The sequence below is a fragment of the Pedobacter yulinensis genome, assembly GCF_003029735.1.
Lineage (GTDB): Bacteria > Bacteroidota > Bacteroidia > Sphingobacteriales > Sphingobacteriaceae > Pedobacter > Pedobacter yulinensis.
In genome coordinates this window covers 315,025-338,231 of the sequence record NZ_KZ686270.1, presented here as the reverse complement: position 1 = coordinate 338,231, position 23,207 = coordinate 315,025, and the positions used below count along the sequence as shown (strand labels likewise).

The window sequence follows — 23,207 nt, the reverse complement described above, 5'->3', positions numbered from 1 at the left end:
AGGTACCGCAGTTTTTCTTCGCGGTTCTGTTGATAGCCTATGTACCTTATTTTCGATACCGAAACGACCGGCTTGCCGCGTAACTGGAATGCGCCCATAACCGATACAGACAACTGGCCGCGCTGTATTCAGCTGGCCTGGCAGCTGCATGATGAAATGGGCAGGCTGATCGAACACCAGGATTACCTGGTCAGGCCCGATGGTTTCAATATTCCCTACGATGCCGAGCGCATTCACGGCATATCTACCGAACTGGCCGAGACAGAGGGCTTGCCCCTTGCAGAGGTCCTGGAAAAATTTACCGCGGCGGTTCGTAAAGCACGGTTCCTGGTCGGGCAGAACCTTAATTTCGATATCAACATCATGGGCTGCGAGTTTTACCGCATGGGCGTAGACAACGCCATGCAGGATATGCCTGTGCTGGATACCTGTACCGAAACCACGGCAGAATTGCTCAAGCTTCCGGGTGGCCGGGGCGGACGTTTCAAACTGCCCAACCTGACCGAGCTGCATCAGTATCTTTTCGGCGAGCCGTTTGCCGAAGCGCATAACGCAACCGCCGATGTGGAGGCAACGACACGTTGCTTTCTTGAACTGATCAAAAAAGGAGTCTTCAAACCCGAAGAACTGCTGGTCGATACGAATTATATCCAGGCTTTCCGGGAGTACAACCCCGGTGTGATCAAGCCGATCGGGCTGAAGGCTGTCAATCTCAAGGCGGCTTCAGAGGCCCTGCGCCGCAAACAGGCTGCGGCTTCGGGCGGTCCGGTAACTACCGCACCCCTTGTCAGCGCCGAAGCGCTTCAGGATGCGGCTTTCGTGCACCTTCACAACCATACGCAATTTTCTGTATTGCAGTCTACCATCAGTGTGCCTGACCTGGTCAAAGCTGCAGCAACACAAAAAATGCCGGCCGTGGCCATGACCGATCACGCCAACATGATGGGCGCTTTCCATTTCGTGAGCCATGTGCTGAACCACAACAAGGCTGCAGAGGCCAAAAATAAAGAAGCCATTGAACGCGGCGAGCCCGCAAGCGAAGTTATTCTTAAGCCGATCGTAGGCTGCCAGTTTTATGTTTGCGACAACCACCTCGACAAAACCCGCAAAGATGATGGCTATCAGATCGTATTTCTGGCTAAAAACAAAAAAGGCTACCATAACCTGGCTAAAATGTCGTCCATCGCCTATACCAAGGGCTTCTATTATGTTCCGCGCATTGACCGGGATGTGGTAGAAACGTACAAAGACGACTTGATTGTTTTGTCAGGCAACTTATACGGAGAGGTCTCGAACAAGCTCCTCAACACCGGCGAAAAGCAGGCCGAAGAAGCATTGCTCTGGTGGAAATCGCAATTTGGCGACGACTTTTATGTCGAAATACAGCGCCACGGCCAGGAAGATGAAGACCGGGTCAACGCAGCGCTGGTTAACCTGGCCCGCAGGCACGGGGTGAAACTGGTCGCTACCAATAATACCTATTACCTGCAAAAGAAAGATGCCAATGCGCACGATATTTTGTTGTGTGTAAAAGACGGCGAAAAACAGGCTACACCGATTGGCCGCGGTCGTGGTTACCGCTACGGGCTGCCCAATCAGGAATATTATTTCAAGTCGGAAGCAGAGATGAAAAAGATCTTCGCCGATATTCCGGAAGCCATTCTCAACATTCAGGAGGTGATCGACAAGATCGAGATCTATAAACTTGCCCGTGAAGTACTGCTTCCAAAATTCGGCATTCCCGAAGAGTTCCTGGTTCCGGAAGATGAACATGACGGCGGAAAAAGGGGGGAGAACAAATACTTGCGGTACCTGACCTATGAAGGGGCGAAACGCCGCTATCCCGAAATTACACCGGCCATTGCCGAGCGGCTCGATTTCGAGCTGCAGACGATTGAAAAGACCGGCTATCCGGGCTACTTTCTCATTGTGCAAGATTTTATCGCCGAGGCGCGAAAACTCGATGTTTCAGTGGGGCCGGGCAGGGGCTCGGCAGCCGGATCGGCAGTGGCCTATTGTTTGGGTATTACAAACATCGACCCCATCAAATATGACCTCCTTTTCGAGAGGTTCCTGAACCCTGACCGGGTATCCATGCCCGATATTGATATTGACTTTGACGATGAGGGCCGTGGCCGGGTTATGGATTACGTGATCAGGAAATACGGGTCTAACCAGGTGGCGCAGATCATTACCTATGGTACGATGGCTGCGAAATCGTCTATCCGCGATACCGCGAGGGTGCTTGACCTGCCTTTGTTCGAAGCTGACAAAATCGCCAAGCTCATTCCAAACATGAAGCTGGCCAAGATCTTCAACCTGGAAGAAAAAGCACTTCGCGAGGCGCTGCGCCCCGATGAATACGAACGTGTGGTCGAACTGAAAGCCCTGGCCGGTTCAGGCAACCTGGGCGGCGAAACCATTCAGCAGGCCAAAGTGCTCGAGGGCTCGGTACGGAATACCGGTATTCACGCCTGTGGTGTGATCATTACACCGGATGATATTACCAATTTCGTCCCTGTATCTACTGCCAAAGATTCCGATCTGTTTGTAACACAATTCGACAACTCCGTTGTGGAAAGTGCCGGCCTGCTGAAGATGGACTTTTTGGGTCTGAAAACACTGACCCTGATCAAAGACACGGTAAAGCTTGTTAAAAAACGCTTCAACATTGATCTGGATCCCGACCACTTTCCTATAGATGACGTAAAAACCTACGAGCTCTTTCAGCGAGGCGAAACCATTGGTATTTTCCAGTACGAGTCGCCCGGTATGCAGAAGTACATGAAAGAGCTGAAGCCTACCGTTTTCGACGACCTTATTGCGATGAACGCCCTGTACCGGCCAGGACCTATGGAGTACATTCCAAGTTTCGTGCGCCGTAAAAACGGCGAAGAAGAGATCAGTTATGACCTGGACGCGTGTGAAGAATACCTGAAAGAAACGTACGGTATTACGGTTTACCAGGAACAGGTGATGCTCCTCTCGCAAAAATTGGCGGGCTTTACCAAAGGCGAAGCCGACGTTCTGCGAAAGGCCATGGGGAAGAAGCAGAAAGACGTGCTCGATAAGATGAAGCCGAAGTTCGTGTCGCAGGCCGCAGAGAAAGGTCATTCGCCGGCGGTGCTGGAAAAGATCTGGAAGGATTGGGAGGCGTTTGCATCATATGCATTCAACAAGTCGCACTCGACCTGTTATGCGTGGATTGCCTACCAGACAGCTTACCTGAAAGCACACTACCCGGCAGAATACATGGCTGCGGTACTGTCGAACAACATGAGCGACATTAAGCAGGTGGCTTTCTTCATGGAAGAGTGCAAGCAAATGGGGGTGAAGGTACTTGGCCCGGACGTGAATGAATCAGACATCAAGTTCTCGGTAAACCCGCAGGGCGAAGTTCGCTTCGGCCTTTCGGGTGTAAAGGGCGTGGGTGAAAAAGCGGTAGAAAGTATTATCGAGGAGCGGGCTGCAAAAGGTGCATACAGCTCAATTTATGACTTTGCAAAGCGCTCAAATACCCGGATCGTTAACAAAAAAGCTTACGAAAGTTTTGTGTACAGTGGTGCGTTCGATGCCTTTGGTTTTCACCGGGCGCAATATTTCCATCTGGGACCGAACGACAAGATGAACGGCATTGAGAAACTGATCAAGTATGCCAATGATTTTATAAATAATGAGAGTACCTCCCAGGCTTCGCTTTTTGGCGGGTCAAAGGCAGATATGATTTTGGAACCGCCTTTGCCGGTAACCAATGAATGGAGCCTGATTGACCGCCTCAAATACGAGAAAGACGCCATCGGTATCTTTTTGTCGGGCCACCCGCTGGACAATTACCGCCTGGAGCTCGATAGCTTTTGCACGCATACCGTCAGGCAACTGGTGGTAGCTAACAAAGTGAAAATGGGCGATACGAATGAAGAGGTGCTGGCTGAATTTGATAAGATCAGGAACCGCGAGCTTTGCGTAGGCGGACTGGTCGCTTCTGCTTCGCAACGGGTAACAAAAACAGGTAAGCCATTTGGTACATTCATGTTCGAAGATTACAATGACAGCGCGGAACTGGCACTTTTTGGAGAGGATTTTATAAAGTTTAAGTCCTTCCTGACCGAGGGTTATTTTCTGCAGATCAGGGGCCGGATGACTGAGCGTTTCGGGAAAGCCGGCGACTGGGAATTCAAGGTTACGTCGATGAACCTGCTGTCTGACCTGCGCGACAAATTGGCCAAATCAATTACCCTCCAGATATCTATAGACCGTCTTACCGAAGAGCTGATGCAGCAGGTTGAAGGACTGATCGCCGATAATACCAAAACGACCGAACAACAGAACTGTAAGCTCAATTTCGCTGTTTTTGACGTAGAAAAGGGCGTTAAGGTAGAGCTGCCCTCTAAGTCTTTGCGTGTAAATCCAAACAATGAGTTCCTGGAAAGGGTTAAGTTGTTAGCTGAGTATACATTGAACTAATGTCATATTGACACATTACTTTGGCTGGCATTACTATTGAATACTATATTTGAAATAAAAACAGTTAGATTATGGCTTTAGAAATAACAGATGCAAACTTCGAGGAAGTTGTATTAAAATCAGATAAACCGGTATTGGTAGATTTTTGGGCTGAATGGTGCGGACCGTGCCGCATGGTCGGACCGGTTGTTGAAGAGATTTCGAAGGAGTATGCCGGTAAAGCAATCGTGGGTAAAGTGAATGTAGACAACAATCCGCAAATATCTACTCAGTTTGGTATCAGGAATATCCCTGCATTGTTGTACTTCAAAGACGGGCAGGTTGTAGACAAACAGATTGGTGCAGTGCCTAAATCTATCCTGGCAGACAAACTAAACAAACAACTTGTTTAACCGATAGCATCCCTTCCACGTGGAAGGAAAAAATAGAGAACCCGGCAATCAGACATTGCCGGGTTTTTTGTTTCAGTCCTTTTTAATGCATGCTTTTTTTACCTTTAAATTATGGACCAATCCTGGCTGAACGAAGAAGACGCGCATTTTCCCAACCTGGAGCTGCTGGCTCGGCAGGTTGTTGAGGGTTTTATCACGGGGCTTCATAAAAGTCCCTTTCATGGTTTTTCTGTAGAGTTTGCAGAACATCGCCTGTACAACTCGGGAGATAACATCAGGAATGTTGACTGGAAACTTTACGCACGTACCGGCAAGCTTTTCAGCAAGCGGTATGAAGAAGAAACCAACCTGCGCTGCCAGTTTGTACTGGATGTTTCGTCATCCATGTACTTCCCCTCGGGCAGGCAGAACAAACTGCGCTTTGCCGTACAGGCCATTGCATCGCTGATTTATCTGCTAAAGCGGCAGCGTGACGCATTTGGCCTCAGCTGTTTCAGCGAACAACTCGGAATCCATACGCCCGCACGTTCAACCGTGCAGCATCAGAAGATGCTTTTAAACGAACTGGAGAAGCTACTGATCCAACCTGATCTGCCGAATAAAACGGAACTCGCCACATCCTTACACCAATTATCTGAATCTGTACACAAACGTTCGCTGGTCATTGTTTTCAGCGACTTGCTGAATACCTTGCGCGATGCATCCAGAAAGGAAGCGTTTTTCTCGGCGCTTCAGCATCTGAAGTTTAACCGGCATGAGGTTGTCATTTTTCATGTGATGCAGCATAAACAGGAAATTGAATTTGACTTCGAAAACCGGCCATATGAATTTACAGACCTGGAAACCGGGCAGCGAACGAAAGTGCATGCCGGCAAGGTCCGCGAGAATTACCAGGCGCAAATGTCCAGTTGGATGCAGGAACTGGAACTAAAATGTGCGCAATACCGGATTGATCTCGTTTCAGCAGATATTGACGCCGGTTATTACCCCGTATTGCAGGCCTATTTGATTAAACGGCAACGACTCCAATAAGCCCTATAGTTTTTTAATGTTAAGTTATCTTAATATTTTTTTTAAAAAGTTTTGCATTGTTCAATAATAAATTGGTTATGTTTGTTTTAACCAAACGAACATGTCAGTTATTATTGAAAAGAGCCGGCAACTGCGGCGTGATTTGATCACGCATCTGTACCATCATTCTGCTTTGTCATTAAATGAGCTAAGTAAACTCAGTAACAAAAGTTTGCCTCTGGTTACTGCTGCAATCAATGAACTGATCGCGGACGGTTACGTCATTGACCAGGGCCTGGCGCCTTCAAGTGGCGGCCGCCGGCCCCTGATGTTTTTGCTGAACCGTAAAAAAGCCCGCTATATTGTTGCAGTTGCTATTGATCAGATGCTGAGCCGTCTGGTAATTTTCGACCTGATGAATGGGGTGAAAGTGCCGGAGCAGACAGCAGAGATCAATCTGGCGGGTAATGATCAAAGCTTACAGGAGCTCTACCAATTTATTAAAACGGGGATTGAACATTCCGGTATGTTACCCGAAGAGATACTGGGCGTAGGGATTGGCATGCCGGGATTTGTCGATATTGATAAGGGAATCAATTATTCTTTTTTCCCTACAGAAGATGGGCAGGACCTGCGCTCTTACCTGGAAAACCGGTTAAACCTGCCGGTGATGATCGACAATGACTCATCGCTTATTGCACTTGCCGAATTCAAATTTGGCCAGGGGCGCAACGAAAGTGATGTGCTGGTGGTCAACATTGGCTGGGGAACAGGTCTTGGCATGATCCTGAACGGAAGTATTTTTCGCGGGTCGACCGGTTTTGCGGGAGAGTTCAGCCACATACCGCTGTCAAACAGTAACAACCTGTGTTCCTGCGGCAAGCGCGGCTGCCTGGAGGTAGAAAGCTCGCTCCTGGTTATGGTGCAGAACGCCAGAGACAAGATTGCCGAAGGGGCAGAATCAAAGCTCGCGCAGGTACTTGGCAACGGTCACAAATCTGACGGCGACCATTTGCTGGAGGCTGCCCTTGAAGGTGATCCACTGGCAGTTTCAATCTTGTCTGATGCTGCTTTTTTAATCGGCAAGGGCATTTCTACCCTTATTCATATCCTGAACCCTAAAAAAATCATCCTGAGCGGTCGCGGCGCAACGGCGGGAAAAATTTTTCTGCCACCGATTCAGCAGGCGATCAATGAGTTTTGTATACCAAGGCTCGCCGAGCAAACGCAAATTTCGGTGTCGACCATTGCCCGGAATGCAGAGCTGCTTGGTGCCGCTAACCTCGTCATTGAAAACTGTGAATTCAATTAAAACAACATACATAACATCAGGAGTAATTATCGCACACTAACTAAACAAATCAATTATGAGTAAACACTTACTAAAAATAATGGCGGTATGCATGGTCGCCTTATTTTGTAGCCTGAACTTGCTGGCGCAAGACAGCCGGACACTCACCGGAAAGGTGACCGACGGGGAGGGGCAGGCAATTCCCGCAGCAAATATTGCCGTAAAGGGCAGGGGTGTCGGCACGGGAACCGATGCAAACGGCAACTTCTCGGTGAAAGCCAGAACGGGGGATGTTTTGGTGATCAGTTACATTGGTTATACAACAAAAGAAGTAACCGTTGGCAGCAGCAACACCATTAACGTAACACTGGCTGCGGCGAGCAACGAACTGTCTGAAATCGTGGTAACAGCGCTTGGCATTAAACGGGAGAAAAAGTCTTTGGGTTATGCTGTCCAGGAAATTTCGGGTACCACGCTCACACAGGCACGCGAGCCTAACGTGACGAACGCCCTGACGGGTAAAGTTGCCGGCTTACAAATTACGCGTTCAAGTAATGGTCCGGCGGGATCTTCGCGGATTACCCTGCGTGGCAATAACTCGCTGACTGGCAATAACCAGCCACTGATTGTTGTTGACGGGGTTCCTGTAAATAACTTTATTGGCGCGACCAATAACGATTTCTGGAATCCAAGCCAGGATATGGGCAATGGGCTCTCAGACATCAATCCGGAAGATATTGCCACGATGTCGGTACTGAAAGGGCCTTCTGCTGCGGCACTGTACGGGACCCGCGCCGGTAATGGCGTGATCCTCATTACTACCAAATCGGGATCAGCTCAAAAGGGGCTGGGTATCACTGTATCCTCATCGCTGGGCATAGAAAACATCTTTACTACCCCGGAGCTTCAGAGCAGTTACGGGCAAGGTACAAACAACATCTTCGACAACCGCTCTACTCAGAGCTGGGGACCGAAAATTGAAGGCCAGACGGTACAAAACTGGGACGGACGAAATGTGCCCCTGAGTGCGTACGACAATATCGGCAACTTCCTGGGGCAGGGTATTTCTTCTAATCAGAGTATTTCCCTTTCACAAGGATTTAACAATACGACGGTTTATACGTCGGTTAATCGCCTCGATGACAAGAGTATGATCCCTGGTGTTAAATACAACCGCACTAACCTGATGGCACGGGCCACAAGTAAGTTCGGAAAGGAAGAAAGATGGTCGACAGACACAAAAGTGCAGTACAGCAACGCAAATGCGATCAACAGGCCGATTTCAGGTAACCGTACGGATAACCCGTTCTTTGTTACCTATCTTCATCCGCGTTCACTTGATATTACCGAGTTCAGCGGTGCGGTTAATCCGGCCACCAACAACATGTTCTGGTACGGTGAGCCCGGGCCAACCAACCCGTACTGGACCCAACGTTACAACACCAACCAGGATATTCGCGACCGTTTCATCATGAACGGCTCGATCAAGTACCAATTTACCGATTGGTTGAATGCCGAGGTCAAAGGTGGCGCAGACCTGTATACTACCAATACAGAGGCTAAACTTTATGGTGGCAGCCCCATCTCAGCTACAGGCCGGTATTCAATGGGGAAACAGACATTCACTGAGACCAATTTCAGTACGTTGATCTCCGCGAGCAAAGATAATCTGGTTGGTAAATTTGGAGGTGCGCTCACCCTGGGCGGTAACCTGATGAGCCAGAAAAATTCTGGTCTGAACAGCTCTTCAGGAGAATTGAACGCCCGCGACCTCTTTTCGCTGAACAATGGCAAAAATAATCCTACAGTGGAGCAGATATTCAACCAGCGCCGCATCAATTCGGTTTACGGTTCTGCTCAGGTAAATTACGACGGCTATCTGTTCGTAGACGCAACTTTTCGTAATGACTGGAGCTCAACCTTCAGCACAGAAAACCGGTCATTTTTCTATCCTTCGGTAAGTTTGTCGTATGTATTCACCGATATGTTTACCAAAATGGGAGCTGCGCTCCCAGAATGGTTGAGCTATGGTAAACTCCGGGCTTCTTATGCAAGCGTTGGTAATGACCTGAATCCTTATGAATTGTACAACACTTATGTAATTGGTAAAGATCCGAATGGTAATACAACTGCCGGAAGAAATTCAACCTTGTTTAATCCTCAGTTGAAGAACGAACTGATCAAGTCATTTGAGGCCGGCACCGAACTTCGCTTTTTCAAAAGTCGATTTGGTGTGGATTTTTCGTGGTATAAATCTGACGCCACAAATCAGCTGATCAATTTGCCAATGGATCCGTTAAGCGGCTATAGCTTCCGCAAGATCAATGCCGGTAACATTCGGAACCAGGGCTTTGAAATCATGGCCGATGCCCGGATCTTTAACGATCCCCAAGGATTCACCTGGAATCTGTCGGGAAATTTCTCACGTAACCGCAACACCATTGAAAGCCTGTATGGCGATGTCAAAACCTACCGCCTGGGTGGTTACGACAACTTGCGTATAGAGGCTGTAGTTGGCGGCAACTACGGTGAGATTTACGGTTCGCGGTTCCTGCGCGTGCAGGATGCAAACAGCCCGTATTTCGGACAACTGATCTTAAATGCACAGGGTTTACCGCAGGCAGATGCTGAAGCAGTGAAGCTGGGTGACCAGCAGGCCTTTGGCTTGATGGGCATCACAAACAGCTTTGCTTACAAAGGCATTTCGCTTTCTTTCCAGGTTGATGCACGTTTCGGCGGCGAAATCTTCTCAGGTACTAATGTGAGCCTGCAACGGGCAGGTACGGCAGCCCTGACTGCACCAGACGGTGTTCGCGAAAACTTCGTGGTGCCAGGTGTAATTCGCAATACATCCACTCAGCAATTCCAACCAAACACAACGCCAGTTTCGCAGCAATTGTACTGGACCCAGGTAACGAACGCAAGTGGTAACCTTGGTATCAATGAAGCCAACATTTATGATGCATCGAATATCCGGCTGCGCAACGTACAGCTGGGTTATGATCTTCCTGCGAAGTATTTGGGCAACTCCCCGGTACGCAGGGCGCGTGTTGGAGTGTCCTGTAACAATGTGTGGCTGATCAAGAGTCATATGAACGGAATTGACCCTGAATCAATCTTCAATACCGGAACTAACGCAACAGGATTTGAAAACGCCAGCGCGCCTACAAACCGCAGCTTCCTGTTCAACTTAACTTTAGGTTTTTAATCTTTAAAATATAAAAAGATGAGAAATATTTATACAAAGTCGGCGGTCGTCATGCTGGCTGCCTCACTTTTCGTTTCGTCGTGCAAGAAGTTCGATGATATCAATACCAATCCGCTGGCTGCCAGCGAAGAACAGGTTCAGGTTGAATATTTTATAAATAATTCAATCATCGGGGCGCAAATGAATCCCGACGTGGCAGAACGGTCGTTTATCCTATACTGGAAAACAGCGGCCCACCAGCACAGTGTAACCGGCTTTTCAGGTGGCACAGTGAGTGATGACTGGTCTTCAGCCTACTATAATCAGGTATCGGAATGGCTGAATAATGCCAATACAGCTATTCAGATCGCGGAAAAACAAATGGCCTCGGGCGACACCCGTACTTACCTTAAAAACCTGGTTCAGGTGGCAAGGATCTGGCGTGCGTACCTGATGTCAGAAATGTCAGACAATTTCGGACCGATTCCGGTAAATGGCTTCAATGGCGAAAACCCGTCATTTAACGATGTGAAATCGGTCTACTATTTCATCCTTGATGAATTAAAAGATGCCTCCGGGAAACTGGATGTAGCCATATCAAATCCGGCCGGCCTGGACAAGCAGGACCCAGCTTATGGTTACAACTACACCAAGTGGCGCAAGTTTGCCAATTCGTTACGGATGCGCTTTGCCATGCGCCTTTCGGAGGTTGATGCGGTTAAAGCTAAGGGTGAGTTTGAAGCTGCCGTTTCAAGCATTGCAAACGTGATTACCACAAAAGAAGACATGTTCCAGGTGAAAGAGAAAGACGGCTGGGACCCGCTTACCGGTGTCATGAGCCGCAGCTGGAATACCCAGTTGATCTCTGCGTCATTTAACAATGCCTGTCTGGGACTGGGTGGGATCAAATCGGCCGATCAGTTGGGCGCTTCCTTCCAAGGTGCGATCAAGCCGGCCGATTACATCGGCCTGAAGTTTGAAAACCACTTTTCAACCAAAACCAACGACCCTTCGGCTGGATACTGGCTCGACGGACTTCCGAATGCGATTGATCCGAGGGCTTACAAAGCGTTCATTATTCCTGGCGATGTGAACAATCCGGCATTTACAGACAACGGAAACGATTCTAAAAACACGGTAAGAAAGCTGGTCGATGCTTCTGGTGCACTGGTTAAGGAAATTGATGCCAAAAACACATGGAATGCACGTGCCGCCGGCGATTGGGGAGCTAAAGGAACCATGAACCAGGTTGTTACCTATGAAGGAACCATGCCACGCATGAGCAAACGGTTCAGGCAAAGCAGAAGTTACCGGATTTTCTTTGCACCCTGGGAAACTTACTTCCTGCTGGCCGAAGCTGCCGAGCGTGGTTGGACCGTACCTATAGGCGGTAAAGCTGCCTACGAAGCAGGTATTGCACTTAGTTTCAAGTTCTGGGATAAAGACTGGGATGATGCGGCTTCGGTTTATGAAAGCGGCAATATTTCAGGGTTCACCGCTGCTTACCTGACATCAACAAGCTATAACAGGTTGGGCACATCCGTAAACTGGGACCATACGACTGAACCTGCAGCAACCCGCACCATGACTTTCAAGAATGGTTATACAGGCGCAGAGGGAACAGTAGCAGTCGCCTATCCAAAAAACGACCTGTATAAGAATGGAACGGTTCGCAATGACCATATGACAAAGATCCTTACCCAAAAATTCATTGCTTCCTTTCCATGGCAGCCTCTTGAAGTGTGGAATGACCAGCGTCGTTTGGGTTTGCCTTTCTTTGAAAACCCGGTTATCGAAAACCCACTGCCTAACCTTCCTGCACTGACTACTGCGAACTATATGACAAGCAGCGTAAGTTTCTTCCCGCAGCGGTTAAAATACCCTTCCGGCTTATCCAATTCAAACGTTGCTGGTTATAACCAGGCGAAGACTGCGTTGGGCGCTGGTGGCGATGCACCTTTGACCCCGCTCTGGTGGGCTAAAAAGCAATAATGCCTTATTAGTAGATATAGATGACAAGGCCACCTGGAAAGGTGGCCTTTGTTTTTAGCCGGAGGTTAGTCCAGATGTTTGAGAATGATCTTGCAGGCTTCCTGAATTTCCTCTTCCGTAATGATCAGCGGCGGTGCAATGCGCATGGAGTTGCTGCAATGTAAAAACCAGTCGGTGATCAGGCCATCCGCTATACACGCGTCGATGATGCGTTTGTTAGTTTCAAAGCTGTCAAATTCGACTGCCAGCATCAAACCGATGCCGCGTACTTCCCTGATTGCGGGATGCTGCAGCAGCGATTTAAACAACTGCCCTTTCGCGAAAACGCCCGCTACCAGCCGCTCCTGCTGCAGGGTTTGTAGCGTAGCCAGACCGGCGGCACAGCAAACCGGGTGACCGCCAAACGTGGTCAGGTGGCCGAGTATAGGCCTTTCAGTAAAAACATCCATGATGGCAGACGAGGAAATGAACGCGCCGATCGGCATGCCGCCCCCGATACCTTTTGCCAGCAAAAGCACGTCCGGTATCACATCAAAATGTTCAAAGGCGAACATTTTTCCTGTTCTGCCAAAGCCGCACTGAATTTCATCAAAGATCAGCAGCGTACCGGTTTCGGTACACCGGCTGCGCAGCGCCTGCAACCAGACCTCGTCGGGCAAACGGACTCCTGCCTCGCCCTGAATGGTTTCGACGAAGACAGCAGCTGTTTTAGGGCTGATGCGTGCCAGGTCGTCCATGTGGTTGAAGCGAATGGAACCGGTACAGGGTAACAGCGGCCGGTATGCCCGCTTGAATTCTTCGTCGCCGATCAGGCTCAGCGCACCCTGGGTACTGCCATGATACGCATTTTTGCAGGCAAGAATTTCACCTCGGCCGGTATACCGCTTGGCCAGTTTCATGGCACCTTCGGTAGCCTCGGCGCCCGAGTTTACGAAATAGGTGCAGTTCAGGCTTTGCGGAAGTATGGCAGCGAGCGCTGCAGCAAACTCCACTTGCGGTGTCTGTACGAACTCACCATACACCATCAGGTGCATATAGGTTTCGGCCTGCTTTTGAACCGCGGTCACCACTGCCGGATGACAATGGCCGACATTACTGACGCCGATGCCGGCAATGAGATCCATGTATTTCCGGCCCGATGAATCGTGCAGGTACATGCCTGAGGCCTTCTGAAATTCAAGCAGCAGGGGGGTGCGGCTCGTCTGGGCGTTGTGTTGTAGAAAAAGCTGTCTTTGCGTAAGCATGCAGCAAAAGTAGGCTTTTTAGCCTGGATGCAGAAGCGCCTGCACAGCTCTAGTTGTTCATCTTGCCTTCGCGGAAGCGGGTGAGCAGCTCCCGCTTGAACGTTTCCTGTGCGCGGTAAAACTTGCCGATCACACGGATTGGCAAGTTGGCCTTCAGCCTGGCATAGTACTTTTTTTCGAGGTTCAGTTCCCGCTGTTTAAGGGCAAACTCGCTGGTAATGAGCGACTGGATCTGTGCGTCACTCAGTTCATCAATGTCCGCAATTTTGCGAAAACTGATCATTTTCTGGAAACGCTCTTTACGCAGGGTTTCCTGCTCCTTTTGCCATTCATTGTATATAGGCCAGAATACCTTAGCATCTTCGGGCGAAAGGTCAAGTTTCTGTGTCAGGTAAGCAACTTTGAAAGATTCTATTTCCGCTCCCCGTTTGCCGCCTGGCCCCTGGGCAAAAAGCAAAACAGGGAAGAAAAGCGCTGCGAAGAAGATAAATGGTTTCATGTACTGTTATTTATAAAGCAGATATCAATTCGTTCTGCGAATAATGATTCAAAATATAACTCTCCACCTCATCCTGGCTCGGTGTTGCGTGAAGTGCCTCTGCCTCGCTCATCTGTACATGTTCTACAATGACCTGCTCGTCAATATCATATAAGTATTGATCGGCCAGTGGCGTAGTGGTGTGCACCATTGGGGCCTTTTCGCTGTGTTTTACCGGCGGTTCCTGGCTATAAAACATTGCAAGTCCCGCCAGAAGGACAACCGATGCTGCCGCGGCATATTTAGCGACCAAAGGCCACAACCTGCGTACCGGTGCTGACGGGCGGGTAGCTGCAAAGATGCGTGGACTGAGCGTCTCAAAATAACCTGGCGGTGTCGAGAAGGCCTGCTGCGCGGGAGCCTGAGTCTCCCTGATCAGCACACGTGCGCTGATCTGCTGCTGCAGGTGGTCGAAATAAGCCGGGGGTACATTAAAACCTGCTCCTGTACCAGAGGCTTCATCAATTTTCAGGCAGGCATTCAATTGCGCACTGAGTGCTTCAAAGTAACCTGCAGGTACTTCGAAGGGCGTGGCATTGCCCGTTTTCATCAGCTCTTTAGCCGTTTCCATCCATTCGCGATCTTCTATTTCTTCAAGCATGATACTTCATTGATGCAATTGCCGGCAAAAGGTTTAAAAGGTGATGTCGTCATTTAACAAAAAAGCTTCGATTTTCTTGACCGCAATGTGGAAAGAAGCCTTCAGCGCACCAACCGAGGTGCCCAGAACCTGCGAGATTTCCTCGTATTTCATTTCCTCGAAATATTTCATGTTAAAGATAAGCCGCTGTTTGTCTGGCAGGGTTAGCAGGGCTTTTTGCAGCTTAAGCTGGGCCTTGTCTCCGTTAAAATAAGAAGCTGCGGTCAGGTGCTCGGCCAGTTCGACCGAATTGTCTTCTATCGAGATGTTGTTTCGCTGTTTTTTTTTATTGAGAAACGTGATCGATTCGTTGCTCGCAATGCGGTAGATCCAGGTGTACAGCTGCGCATCGTTTCTGAATCCGGACAGGTTCTTCCAGACTTTTATAAAGACTTCCTGAACCAGGTCATCTGCGTCATCGTGGTCAATGACGATCCGGCGAATGTGCCAGTAAATTTTTTGCTGGTATTTTTGTAAAAGCAGGTTGAAGGCTTCATTTCGTGTTTGCGGCTGCGCAAACTTCTGCAGAATCTCCGCGTCTTCAACCTGCTTCATGCGATGTTATTTTCGTTCCAGTACGCGCTGTACTGCTTTTACGATGTCTTTGTCGGTCAGGCCATATTTCTCCATCAGCTGGTCGGGGGTGCCGCTTTCGCCAAAAGAATCGTTTACAGCAACAAACTCTTGTGGGGTGGGTTGGGTGGTAGCCAGGAGGCGTGCTACGCTTTCGCCCAGGCCGCCGTATTTGTTATGTTCTTCAGCAGTGACCACGCAGCCGGTCTTCTGAACCGATTTTAAAATGGCATCTTCATCAAGCGGTTTGATCGTGTGGATGTTGATGATCTCAGCATCAATACCCATTTCGGCCAGTTGTTCGCCCGCTTCAATTGCTTCCCAGACCAGGTGGCCGGTTGCAATGATGGTTACGTCTTTGCCTTCGTTGACCATCCAGGCCTTGCCGATCTCGAAGTTCTGATCAGGATCGGTGAATACCGGAACAGTCGGGCGGCCAAAACGCAGGTAGACAGGTCCTTCATAATCGGCAATTGCAAGTGTGGCGGCTTTTGTCTGGTTATAATCGCAGGGATTGATAACCACCATACCCGGCAGCATTTTCATGAGGCCGATGTCTTCCAGGATCTGATGCGTAGCACCATCTTCGCCCAGTGTCAGGCCAGCATGCGATGCGCAAATCTTTACGTTTTTATTTGAATAAGCTACAGATTGCCTGATCTGGTCATAAACCCTGCCGGTAGAAAAATTGGCAAAGGTGCCGGTATAAGGAATTTTCCCGCCAATGGTCATACCTGCGGCAATACCGATCATGTTAGCTTCTGCAATGCCTACCTGCGTAAACCGCTCCGGAAAATCTTTAATGAAAGCATCCATTTTGAGCGAGCCGACCAGGTCTGCACACAGTGCAACCACGTTTTCGTTCTTCTTACCTGCTTCATGCAGCCCGGCGCCAAAGCCGGAACGTGTATCTTTTTTCTCTGTATATGTGTATTTCTTCATGTCTGTAAGCTGAAGCCCGTGTTGTTGATTGAACAGGACTAGTAATCTCCCAAGGTTTCTTTTAGCTGGTCTAACGCAAGTTTCAACTGCTCATCGTTCGGTGCAACGCCATGCCACTTGTGCGAACCCATCATGAAATCAACACCGTAGCCCATTTGGGTACTCATGAGGTTCATGATTGGTCTTCCTTTGCCCGTGAGGGAAACGGCATATTGCAGTGTTTTCACGATCTCAGCCATGTCGTTCCCATTAGAAACGATCACATGCCAGCCAAACGCCTCAAACTTAGCCTGCAGACTTTCAAGCGAAAGTACTTTCTCTGTCGGGCCATCGATCTGCTGCCCGTTGTAATCAACCGTGCAGATCAGGTTATCGACTTTATTGAAAGGCGCAAACATGGCGGCCTCCCAGTTCTGACCTTCCTGAAGTTCACCGTCGCCGTGTAAGGTGAAAACAAGCGCTTTGTCATCATTCAGTTTTTTTGCAAGTGCCGCACCGATGGCTACCGACATGCCCTGACCAAGAGATCCTGAGGCAATGCGTATACCGGGAAGGTGTTCGTGGGTAGTAGGGTGGCCCTGCAGGCGACTGTCGAGCTTTCTGAAGGTAGCCAGTTCAGCAGCTTCGAAATAACCGGCCCGGGCAAGTGTACTGTACCATACAGGCGAAATGTGCCCGTTTGAGAGGAAAAAGAGGTCTTCGCCCTTCCCATCCATCGTGAAATCGGCAGCATGGTGCATCACTTCGAAATAGAGTGCAGTAAAAAAATCCGCACAGCCTAAAGAACCCCCGGGATGGCCGGATTGGCAGCCATGAACCATTCTGACAATATCTCTGCGTATCTGGGAGGCGATTTCTTCAAGCTCTTCTGTGGTATGTTTCATTTAAGTTTTTTTGGATTGTTTTCAGGAAAAAACAAATATAGTGTTTTAAAGGATTCTGAGGCAGCCAATTGCTATTTGGCTTCGAGCAGGTCCAGCACCTGGGCAGTAGCACTATCATTTTTTACCTTTCGGATGATATGAAGGATCCTGCCATCAGGGCCGATGATGAAAGTGGTCCGGTTCGTTCCCATGTAGGTCTTGCCATACATGTTTTTTTCGCCCCATACGCCGTAGCTGTTTACGATCGCCTGGTCGGTATCGACGATCAGGGGGAAAGGCAGGCTGTGTTTGGTGGCAAACTTCCGGTGCGATTTTTCGTCGTCAACGCTTACACCAACCACGGCAATTCCCTTTCCAAGCAGCGCCTGGTAATTGTCGCGGAAGTTACAGGCTTCTGCGGTGCAGCCGGGTGTGTCGTCTTTCGGATAGAAATAAAGTACGAGGGTTTTACCTGAATAATCGGCCAGGCTAACTGGCTTTCCGTCCTGGTCCTTGCCGCTGAATGCGGGGGCCTGCTGGCCTTCTTTAAGTTCACTCATGTTTGTATTTTTTATATCGTATTCAAATTCTACCTGGTAAAGCCTACCCGGTACCTGCGTACATTGTCTTTCATATCGGTTACAGCCAATTCAAGCGTATGTTTGCCCGGCGCTATATTTTCATCGAACCGGTACCAGAGCGAAGCGGTTTTTGCATCAAACTCGAAAAGCACCCATTTGCCGTCAATGTAACCGTTAAAGCTTTTAATGCCGGCCAGGTTGTCGCTGATGCGAAAACTGATCCGTGCCAGGCCGGCCATGTTCTTGCCTTCGGCAATATTAAGCGGAACAATGCGCGGAGCAACCGTATCGACGGCGATATAGAAACCGCCGAAACTTCTCGGGCTTGTTCTAACAAACCCATTTTCGAATATGCCGCCTTGCGATGCGCCACCTGTGCTGACAATAAGTGCTTTATCGCGCAGCGCATAAAGACTGCTGTCGGCCCGGATAGCCAGGTCAAAGCCGCTATGTAGGGGTGTAAGCCTGTTATGGACCTGGTGTATGGCAGAATAGGCACCTTTAGCCGGCTTGGGCAGGGTTTTATAAACAAAAGTAATATCGTCGTAAAGCGAGCCGCGGGGAATGCTGATGCGCACATCGCCGGTGTTCAGTTCATTTTTGGTATTCCACCTGAACTGCTGCCCCACAACTTCGGGCGGTTCCTCTACGAAATTTTTGGCCCCCGCCTGTACGCTGAATTCCAGCCTGGTCTGGTTGCCTTTTGCATCGGTTATCTCATACCTTACGCGGTGCAGACGGCCGTCGTCAAATACAATGCGTCCGTTGTTGACAACATTGCTGTATATTTTAAGCGGATTTCCCGGATCTATGAAACTTTTCTGGATGCTGCGGCGCTGGTTCAGAAAAACCGGGTAATCGATGTGGGAATTGATCCCCTTGCTGTTGGCGAAACTGAAGCGTTCCAGTGCAGAAGTATACACCGGTACATTGTCAACAAACAACTGTATCGAGTAAACACCATTGGTGCCCGAAGCGCCATTGTGTTTGTCGGTGGTGATGATGCCAAAGCCCACTTCGCCGCTTAACCGGATGGTGTTTACCTGGTGCAGCCGGTAGCTGCCTCCACCACCGCTTAACTGAAAGTACTGACGCGGGGTTGACTCGTTAAAAGGTTTTCCATTCAGCCTGTACACATACATTGCAGAAAGTACCGGGGGAATGTTGTCGGGAATATCAATGCCGAACAACTGCGGATTAATGGTCTCTTCAGTCCGGCTATCGCGCACTTCAAAGTGCAGGTGCGGTCCCCCAGAACCACCGGTATTGCCAGAATAGGCGATCACCTCTCCTTTTCTGACAGGCAAAAGGTCGGCCTTCGGGAACTCGTCGAGCTCATAACTCTTCTTGCTGTATTGCAGTGTTTTTACTTCACGGGCTATTTTGGGCGCGAATCGCTGCAGGTGCCCGTAAACAGTCGTAAAGCCATTGGGGTGTACCAGGTAAAGCGCCAGGCCAAAACCGCTGTTCTGTACCCTGAGGCGCGAGACGTAGCCATCTGCCACGGCATAAACGGGATAACCTTCACGTTGATTGGTGCGAAAATCGGCACCTGAATGAAAGTGGTTGGCCCGCAGTTCACCGAACGAGCCGGCAAGTGCAGGCGGACTGATGTCGAGGGGCATCCGGAAATCCGTTAAAGGATATTTGTTGTTGCTGAACACCTGCTGCGCGTACACCTTGAAGGGAGACTGGGTGAGCAGGGCAATAAGGAGAATACTGCTGAAAATATACTTCATTAAATTTGACTTGTTATTTAATAACGAAGTTCAGGAGTTCCTGGTTTTGAAGCCTGGCTTTTAACTGGTCCCCGGCCTGTACGCGGCCTACGCCGGCTGGTGTTCCGGTAAAGATCAGGTCGCCTTTTTTCAGGGTAATGTATTTCGAAACGAAGGCGATGATCTGCTCAAATGAAAACAGCAGGAGACTGGTATCGCCGCGTTGCCGGATATCGCCATTCACTTCCAGTTCAAACTGCAGCTGATAAAGATTAGCAAAGTCTGTTTTGGGAATAAACCGGCTAACCGGGGCAGAATTGTCAAAAGCTTTAGCCAGCTCCCAGGGCAAGCCTTTCTCCTTGTGCCTGCTTTGCAGGTCGCGGGCGGTAAAGTCAATGCCCAGCCCGATCTCATCATAATAGGATGCCGCGAATTTTTCGGCGATGTGTTTTCCTTCTTTACAGACTTTCAGCACGACCTCCAGTTCATAATGAATATCATCAGAAAACTCAGGCAGGTAGAAGGGCCGGTTGTCCTTTAAGACAGCCGTGTCAGGTTTAAGAAAAATAACCGGAACAGTTGGGATCGGGTTGTTCAGTTCGCGCGCATGTTCGGCATAATTGCGGCCTATGGCAATGATCTTCATGGATATATGAGGATTTTAAGTGGTCAAAGGATTTGAAATGCCCGTAAATTAGTGCTTTTAACCGACTTCTGGCTCTCCTGAAAGTAAAATCACCACCCTGAGCAATGCCGTCAGGCGGCGGGGCCGCAGACATACCGGATGTGAAAAGGCGACACGACCCGTACCCGAACGGCATCTTTGCCCGGCGCAGGGGACCGGCCATTGGCTACTGATGCGCCAATGACGTGCCTGGTAACTTACTAAGTGAACGGTATGGGTGTAGGGCGACAGCAACCAACGGGCGCTGCAGAAAGGCGGCCTGACTACAGTACAGAGATTCGTTTTACGACATTGTCAGTGCCTGCAACGATGCGCAGAAAATAAATGCCTGGGTTTAAGCGACTGGGAATGGTATAATTTTTTGTCTGTTCACCCGACGATACCCGTTCATTAGACAGGGTAACGATTTCGTTGCCGAGTACGTCCATGATCTTGACAGAGACAATGCTTTCTTTTTCGAGCCGGTAAACAAGGTTAACCTGTGCATCGACCGGATTGGGTGAAACCTTGATCACGGTAAGCAGTTTATCCTGTTTTTGGTTTTGCGTTTTAGAGGGCAGGGATCCGGTACCGAAAGAAATGCTGTTGCCTGTAAATGATTTGTAAGGGGTAATATTTGCCTTGATTTCAGGTGCTTTGACCGCTTTTTTTCCTTTGTTCCGGAGGGCAACCCGGATGCTGTCCTGTTGCGCGTAACCGCTGAACGACATAGCAAACACCAGGAGGAGTATTCCCGGCATAGCAATAGGGAGCGCTATTTTAAAGAGTCGTCTCATTATAGGTTCGTGCCATAAAAGTATAAATAAAAACAAAGAAATTAAAGTTTTTGTTCAAAGCCTGAATATTTAACACAATTTAACATGCGCCGTGACGTTGCAGGACCCCGCATGAAGGGCTACGCAATTGTCAGACAATTGTTTGTGGAAGTAATTAATTAGGCTAATTTTGTCGCGTCATATCAACGAAACGTGTCGAGTCACAAAAATTTAAACACACTCACCGCCGCCGGCCTCCTCATCAGTTTAGGAATTGTTTACGGCGACATCGGAACATCTCCGCTCTATACCCTGAAGGCCATCTTCAACAGCGTTAAAGGAAACGGGGGAGACATCACGCCTGATGTGGTTTTGGGCTCTCTTTCCTGTATTATTTGGACGCTTACACTGCAAACTACGATCAAATATGTTGTCGTAACGCTGCGTGCCGACAATAAAGGTGAAGGCGGCATCTTTTCTCTCTACTCACTTGTGCGGAAAAAAGCACGCTGGCTGGTCATTCCGGCCATCGTGGGTGGCTGCGCCATGCTTGCCGACGGAATCATTACGCCCAGTATCACGGTGACTTCTGCCGTAGAGGGGTTGCAGGTCAAGTTTCCGCAGGTTCAGGTCATCCCGATTGTGCTGGCCATCATTGTGCTGCTGTTCGTTATTCAGCAATTCGGTACCAACCTGGTCGGCAAGCTTTTTGGGCCGATCATGTTTCTCTGGTTTTCGGTGCTCGGTGTCCTGGGTGGCATTTTTGTGCTCCAGGACCTCAGTATTCTGAAGGCCCTGAGCCCTTATTATGCAGTACACCTGCTGGTTACCAACCCAATGGCGCTCGTTATCCTGGGCGGCGTTTTTTTATGTACAACGGGTGCCGAAGCGTTGTATTCAGACCTGGGCCACTGCGGCCGTAAAAATATTCGCATCAGCTGGATTTTTGTAAAAGCGACGCTGATCATCAATTACCTCGGGCAGGGCGTTTGGATGATGCACCACTCGGGCAATTATGACAAGGTAAACCCCTTCTTTGAGATCGTACCCGATAATTATGTGGTTGCCATTGTTATCCTGGCTACCATGGCTGCGGTCATCGCGAGCCAGGCCATGATTACCGGGTCGTTCACGCTTATTTCAGAAGCGGTCAGGCTCAACCTCTGGCCCAAGATCAAGATCAATTACCCGAGCGATCAGAAAGGACAGCTTTATGTGCCGTCCATTAACTGGCTGCTCTTTATAGGCTGTGTCATCATCGTGCTTACCCTGCGCGAGTCTGAAAAAATGGAAGGGGCGTATGGCCTGGCCATCAACCTGACTTTTCTCATGACCACGGTCCTGGTGGCCACCTACATGCGCCGGAAAAAGATACCAGTCTACATCATTGCCATTTTCGTTGTTGTTTACGGTGTCATTGAACTTACGTTCCTGGTTGGAAACGTGGCCAAATTCCTGCATGGCGGCTGGGTTACCGTGCTGATCGGCTCGCTGCTTTTCAGTGTCATGTGGACCTGGTATGCAGCCAGGAAAATCAAGAATCGCTTTGTAAAGTATGTGGAGATCGAAGACTATTTCCCCATCATCAGCGAGCTAAGCGAAGATATCAGCGTACCAAAATATTCTTCCCAGCTCGTTTACCTGACCAGCGCAAACTTTAAAACAGAGATCGAGTCAAAGATTATTTATTCAATTATCCAAAAGGAGCCAAAGCGGGCCGATATCTACTGGCTGGTTCACGTCGATGTGATGGACGAGCCCTATACAACCGACTATAAGGTCGAGTTCCTGATACCGGGCAAACTGATCCGTATTGACTTCAGGCTGGGCTTCAGGATTGAGCAACGTGTTAACCTTTTGTACCGCAAGGTGGTGGAGGAACTGGTTAAAAATGGTGAGGTCGACATTACCAGCCAATACACGTCGCTGAACCGGCACAAAATTGCAGGCGATTTCCGCTTTGTGTTACTTGAAAAACACCTGTCTAAATTTAATAAACTCGGTTTCTACGAGCGGTCTATTATGGATTATTACTTCGTGCTGAAACGCCTGAGTCTTTCTGAGGAACGCAGTTTCGGGTTGGACAGCAGTTACGTGGATGTGGAGAAGGTGCCGCTAATCTTTGTTACGCCAGATGATATTGAACTGAACCGGCTCCCGGTCTGACCGCTGTAAAACAATAAAGGCTCCGGGGGATGGAGCCTTTGTTTGTAAAACAAACTATAGGGATAACTAGGAGGGAACAACTTGTGGGGGCCTTTAAGACCCGTTCCGGAACCATACCCACGTTATCTATCTTTTTCCCGGAAGACTATATGTAAATATAACCTA

General features: G+C 49.1%; 17 protein-coding genes. 7 read left to right on the top strand and 10 right to left on the bottom strand.

The window, feature by feature from the left end; translation table 11 throughout:
* Positions 1-39: 39 nt before the first annotated feature.
* The 6 genes from dnaE (at position 40) to C7T94_RS15950 (ending at position 12,337) form a co-directional block, all read left to right on the top strand.
* Positions 40-4,464, top strand: a complete 4,425-nt coding sequence (gene dnaE / locus C7T94_RS15975; RefSeq protein ID WP_107216467.1) for a DNA polymerase III subunit alpha — start codon at positions 40-42, stop codon at positions 4,462-4,464.
* Positions 4,465-4,535: 71 nt separating this feature from the next.
* Complete coding sequence (gene trxA, locus C7T94_RS15970; RefSeq protein ID WP_107216465.1) at positions 4,536-4,856, top strand: thioredoxin; 321 nt, start codon at positions 4,536-4,538, stop codon at positions 4,854-4,856.
* Positions 4,857-4,967: 111 nt separating this feature from the next.
* Positions 4,968-5,888, top strand: coding sequence for a DUF58 domain-containing protein (locus C7T94_RS15965; RefSeq protein ID WP_107216463.1), 921 nt, complete (start codon positions 4,968-4,970; stop codon positions 5,886-5,888).
* 100 nt (positions 5,889-5,988) lie between these two features.
* Positions 5,989-7,179: an ROK family transcriptional regulator gene (locus C7T94_RS15960; RefSeq protein ID WP_107216461.1), complete on the top strand. Its 1,191-nt coding sequence runs from the start codon at positions 5,989-5,991 to the stop codon at positions 7,177-7,179.
* A gap of 55 nt (positions 7,180-7,234) precedes the next feature.
* Positions 7,235-10,366, top strand: a complete 3,132-nt coding sequence (locus C7T94_RS15955; protein WP_107216459.1) for a SusC/RagA family TonB-linked outer membrane protein — start codon at positions 7,235-7,237, stop codon at positions 10,364-10,366.
* Positions 10,367-10,384: 18 nt separating this feature from the next.
* Positions 10,385-12,337 carry a SusD/RagB family nutrient-binding outer membrane lipoprotein gene (locus tag C7T94_RS15950; RefSeq protein WP_107216457.1) on the top strand — a complete coding sequence of 651 codons (1,953 nt, stop codon included), beginning with the start codon at positions 10,385-10,387 and terminating at the stop codon, positions 12,335-12,337.
* Between the two features lie 65 nt (positions 12,338-12,402).
* On the opposite strand, the gene C7T94_RS15945 is transcribed toward C7T94_RS15950, so the two are convergent.
* The 10 genes from C7T94_RS15945 to C7T94_RS15900 form a co-directional block, all read right to left on the bottom strand.
* A complete protein-coding gene (locus C7T94_RS15945) occupies positions 12,403-13,581 on the bottom strand; it encodes an aspartate aminotransferase family protein (RefSeq protein ID WP_107216455.1) in 1,179 nt (392 codons plus the stop codon).
* A 49-nt stretch (positions 13,582-13,630) separates the two neighbouring features.
* The gene (locus tag C7T94_RS15940) at positions 13,631-14,080 is read right to left on the bottom strand and encodes a hypothetical protein (protein ID WP_107216453.1); all 450 of its coding nucleotides are present in this window, start codon (positions 14,078-14,080) and stop codon (positions 13,631-13,633) included.
* Positions 14,081-14,090: 10 nt separating this feature from the next.
* Positions 14,091-14,720: a hypothetical protein gene (locus C7T94_RS15935; protein WP_107216452.1), complete on the bottom strand. Its 630-nt coding sequence runs from the start codon at positions 14,718-14,720 to the stop codon at positions 14,091-14,093.
* A gap of 33 nt (positions 14,721-14,753) precedes the next feature.
* A complete protein-coding gene (locus tag C7T94_RS15930; protein WP_107216450.1) occupies positions 14,754-15,314 on the bottom strand; it encodes an RNA polymerase sigma factor in 561 nt (186 codons plus the stop codon).
* Between the two features lie 6 nt (positions 15,315-15,320).
* Positions 15,321-16,274: a transketolase family protein gene (locus C7T94_RS15925; protein WP_107216448.1), complete on the bottom strand. Its 954-nt coding sequence runs from the start codon at positions 16,272-16,274 to the stop codon at positions 15,321-15,323.
* Positions 16,275-16,312: 38 nt separating this feature from the next.
* Positions 16,313-17,158, bottom strand: a complete 846-nt coding sequence (locus C7T94_RS15920) for a transketolase (RefSeq protein ID WP_107216446.1) — start codon at positions 17,156-17,158, stop codon at positions 16,313-16,315.
* Positions 17,159-17,229: 71 nt separating this feature from the next.
* The gene (gene bcp, locus C7T94_RS15915; protein WP_107216444.1) at positions 17,230-17,697 is read right to left on the bottom strand and encodes a thioredoxin-dependent thiol peroxidase; all 468 of its coding nucleotides are present in this window, start codon (positions 17,695-17,697) and stop codon (positions 17,230-17,232) included.
* A 29-nt stretch (positions 17,698-17,726) separates the two neighbouring features.
* Positions 17,727-19,457 (bottom strand): M23 family metallopeptidase, encoded by a 1,731-nt coding sequence (locus C7T94_RS15910; RefSeq protein ID WP_239495045.1) that lies wholly within the window; start codon positions 19,455-19,457, stop codon positions 17,727-17,729.
* Positions 19,458-19,470: 13 nt separating this feature from the next.
* A complete protein-coding gene (locus C7T94_RS15905; RefSeq protein ID WP_107216442.1) occupies positions 19,471-20,082 on the bottom strand; it encodes a fumarylacetoacetate hydrolase family protein in 612 nt (203 codons plus the stop codon).
* 302 nt (positions 20,083-20,384) lie between these two features.
* Positions 20,385-20,897 (bottom strand): T9SS type A sorting domain-containing protein, encoded by a 513-nt coding sequence (locus C7T94_RS15900; protein WP_239495044.1) that lies wholly within the window; start codon positions 20,895-20,897, stop codon positions 20,385-20,387.
* A 192-nt stretch (positions 20,898-21,089) separates the two neighbouring features.
* Between C7T94_RS15900 and C7T94_RS15895 the strand changes: the two genes are divergently transcribed.
* Positions 21,090-23,042, top strand: a complete 1,953-nt coding sequence (locus C7T94_RS15895) for a KUP/HAK/KT family potassium transporter (protein WP_107216438.1) — start codon at positions 21,090-21,092, stop codon at positions 23,040-23,042.
* The last annotated feature ends 165 nt before the right edge of the window (positions 23,043-23,207 follow it).

Bases quoted from the DNA above. Each gene is read 5' to 3' on its own strand.
- dnaE (WP_107216467.1), top strand. From the start codon at position 40: ATGTACCTTATTTTCGATACCGAAACGACCGGCTTGCCGCGTAACTGG.
- trxA (WP_107216465.1), top strand. From the start codon at position 4,536: ATGGCTTTAGAAATAACAGATGCAAACTTCGAGGAAGTTGTATTAAAA.
- C7T94_RS15965 (WP_107216463.1), top strand. From the start codon at position 4,968: ATGGACCAATCCTGGCTGAACGAAGAAGACGCGCATTTTCCCAACCTG.
- C7T94_RS15960 (WP_107216461.1), top strand. From the start codon at position 5,989: ATGTCAGTTATTATTGAAAAGAGCCGGCAACTGCGGCGTGATTTGATC.
- C7T94_RS15955 (WP_107216459.1), top strand. From the start codon at position 7,235: ATGAGTAAACACTTACTAAAAATAATGGCGGTATGCATGGTCGCCTTA.
- C7T94_RS15950 (WP_107216457.1), top strand. From the start codon at position 10,385: ATGAGAAATATTTATACAAAGTCGGCGGTCGTCATGCTGGCTGCCTCA.
- C7T94_RS15945 (WP_107216455.1), bottom strand. From the start codon at position 13,581: ATGCTTACGCAAAGACAGCTTTTTCTACAACACAACGCCCAGACGAGC.
- C7T94_RS15940 (WP_107216453.1), bottom strand. From the start codon at position 14,080: ATGAAACCATTTATCTTCTTCGCAGCGCTTTTCTTCCCTGTTTTGCTT.
- C7T94_RS15935 (WP_107216452.1), bottom strand. From the start codon at position 14,720: ATGCTTGAAGAAATAGAAGATCGCGAATGGATGGAAACGGCTAAAGAG.
- C7T94_RS15930 (WP_107216450.1), bottom strand. From the start codon at position 15,314: ATGAAGCAGGTTGAAGACGCGGAGATTCTGCAGAAGTTTGCGCAGCCG.
- C7T94_RS15925 (WP_107216448.1), bottom strand. From the start codon at position 16,274: ATGAAGAAATACACATATACAGAGAAAAAAGATACACGTTCCGGCTTT.
- C7T94_RS15920 (WP_107216446.1), bottom strand. From the start codon at position 17,158: ATGAAACATACCACAGAAGAGCTTGAAGAAATCGCCTCCCAGATACGC.
- bcp (WP_107216444.1), bottom strand. From the start codon at position 17,697: ATGAGTGAACTTAAAGAAGGCCAGCAGGCCCCCGCATTCAGCGGCAAG.
- C7T94_RS15910 (WP_239495045.1), bottom strand. From the start codon at position 19,457: ATGAAGTATATTTTCAGCAGTATTCTCCTTATTGCCCTGCTCACCCAG.
- C7T94_RS15905 (WP_107216442.1), bottom strand. From the start codon at position 20,082: ATGAAGATCATTGCCATAGGCCGCAATTATGCCGAACATGCGCGCGAA.
- C7T94_RS15900 (WP_239495044.1), bottom strand. From the start codon at position 20,897: ATGAGACGACTCTTTAAAATAGCGCTCCCTATTGCTATGCCGGGAATA.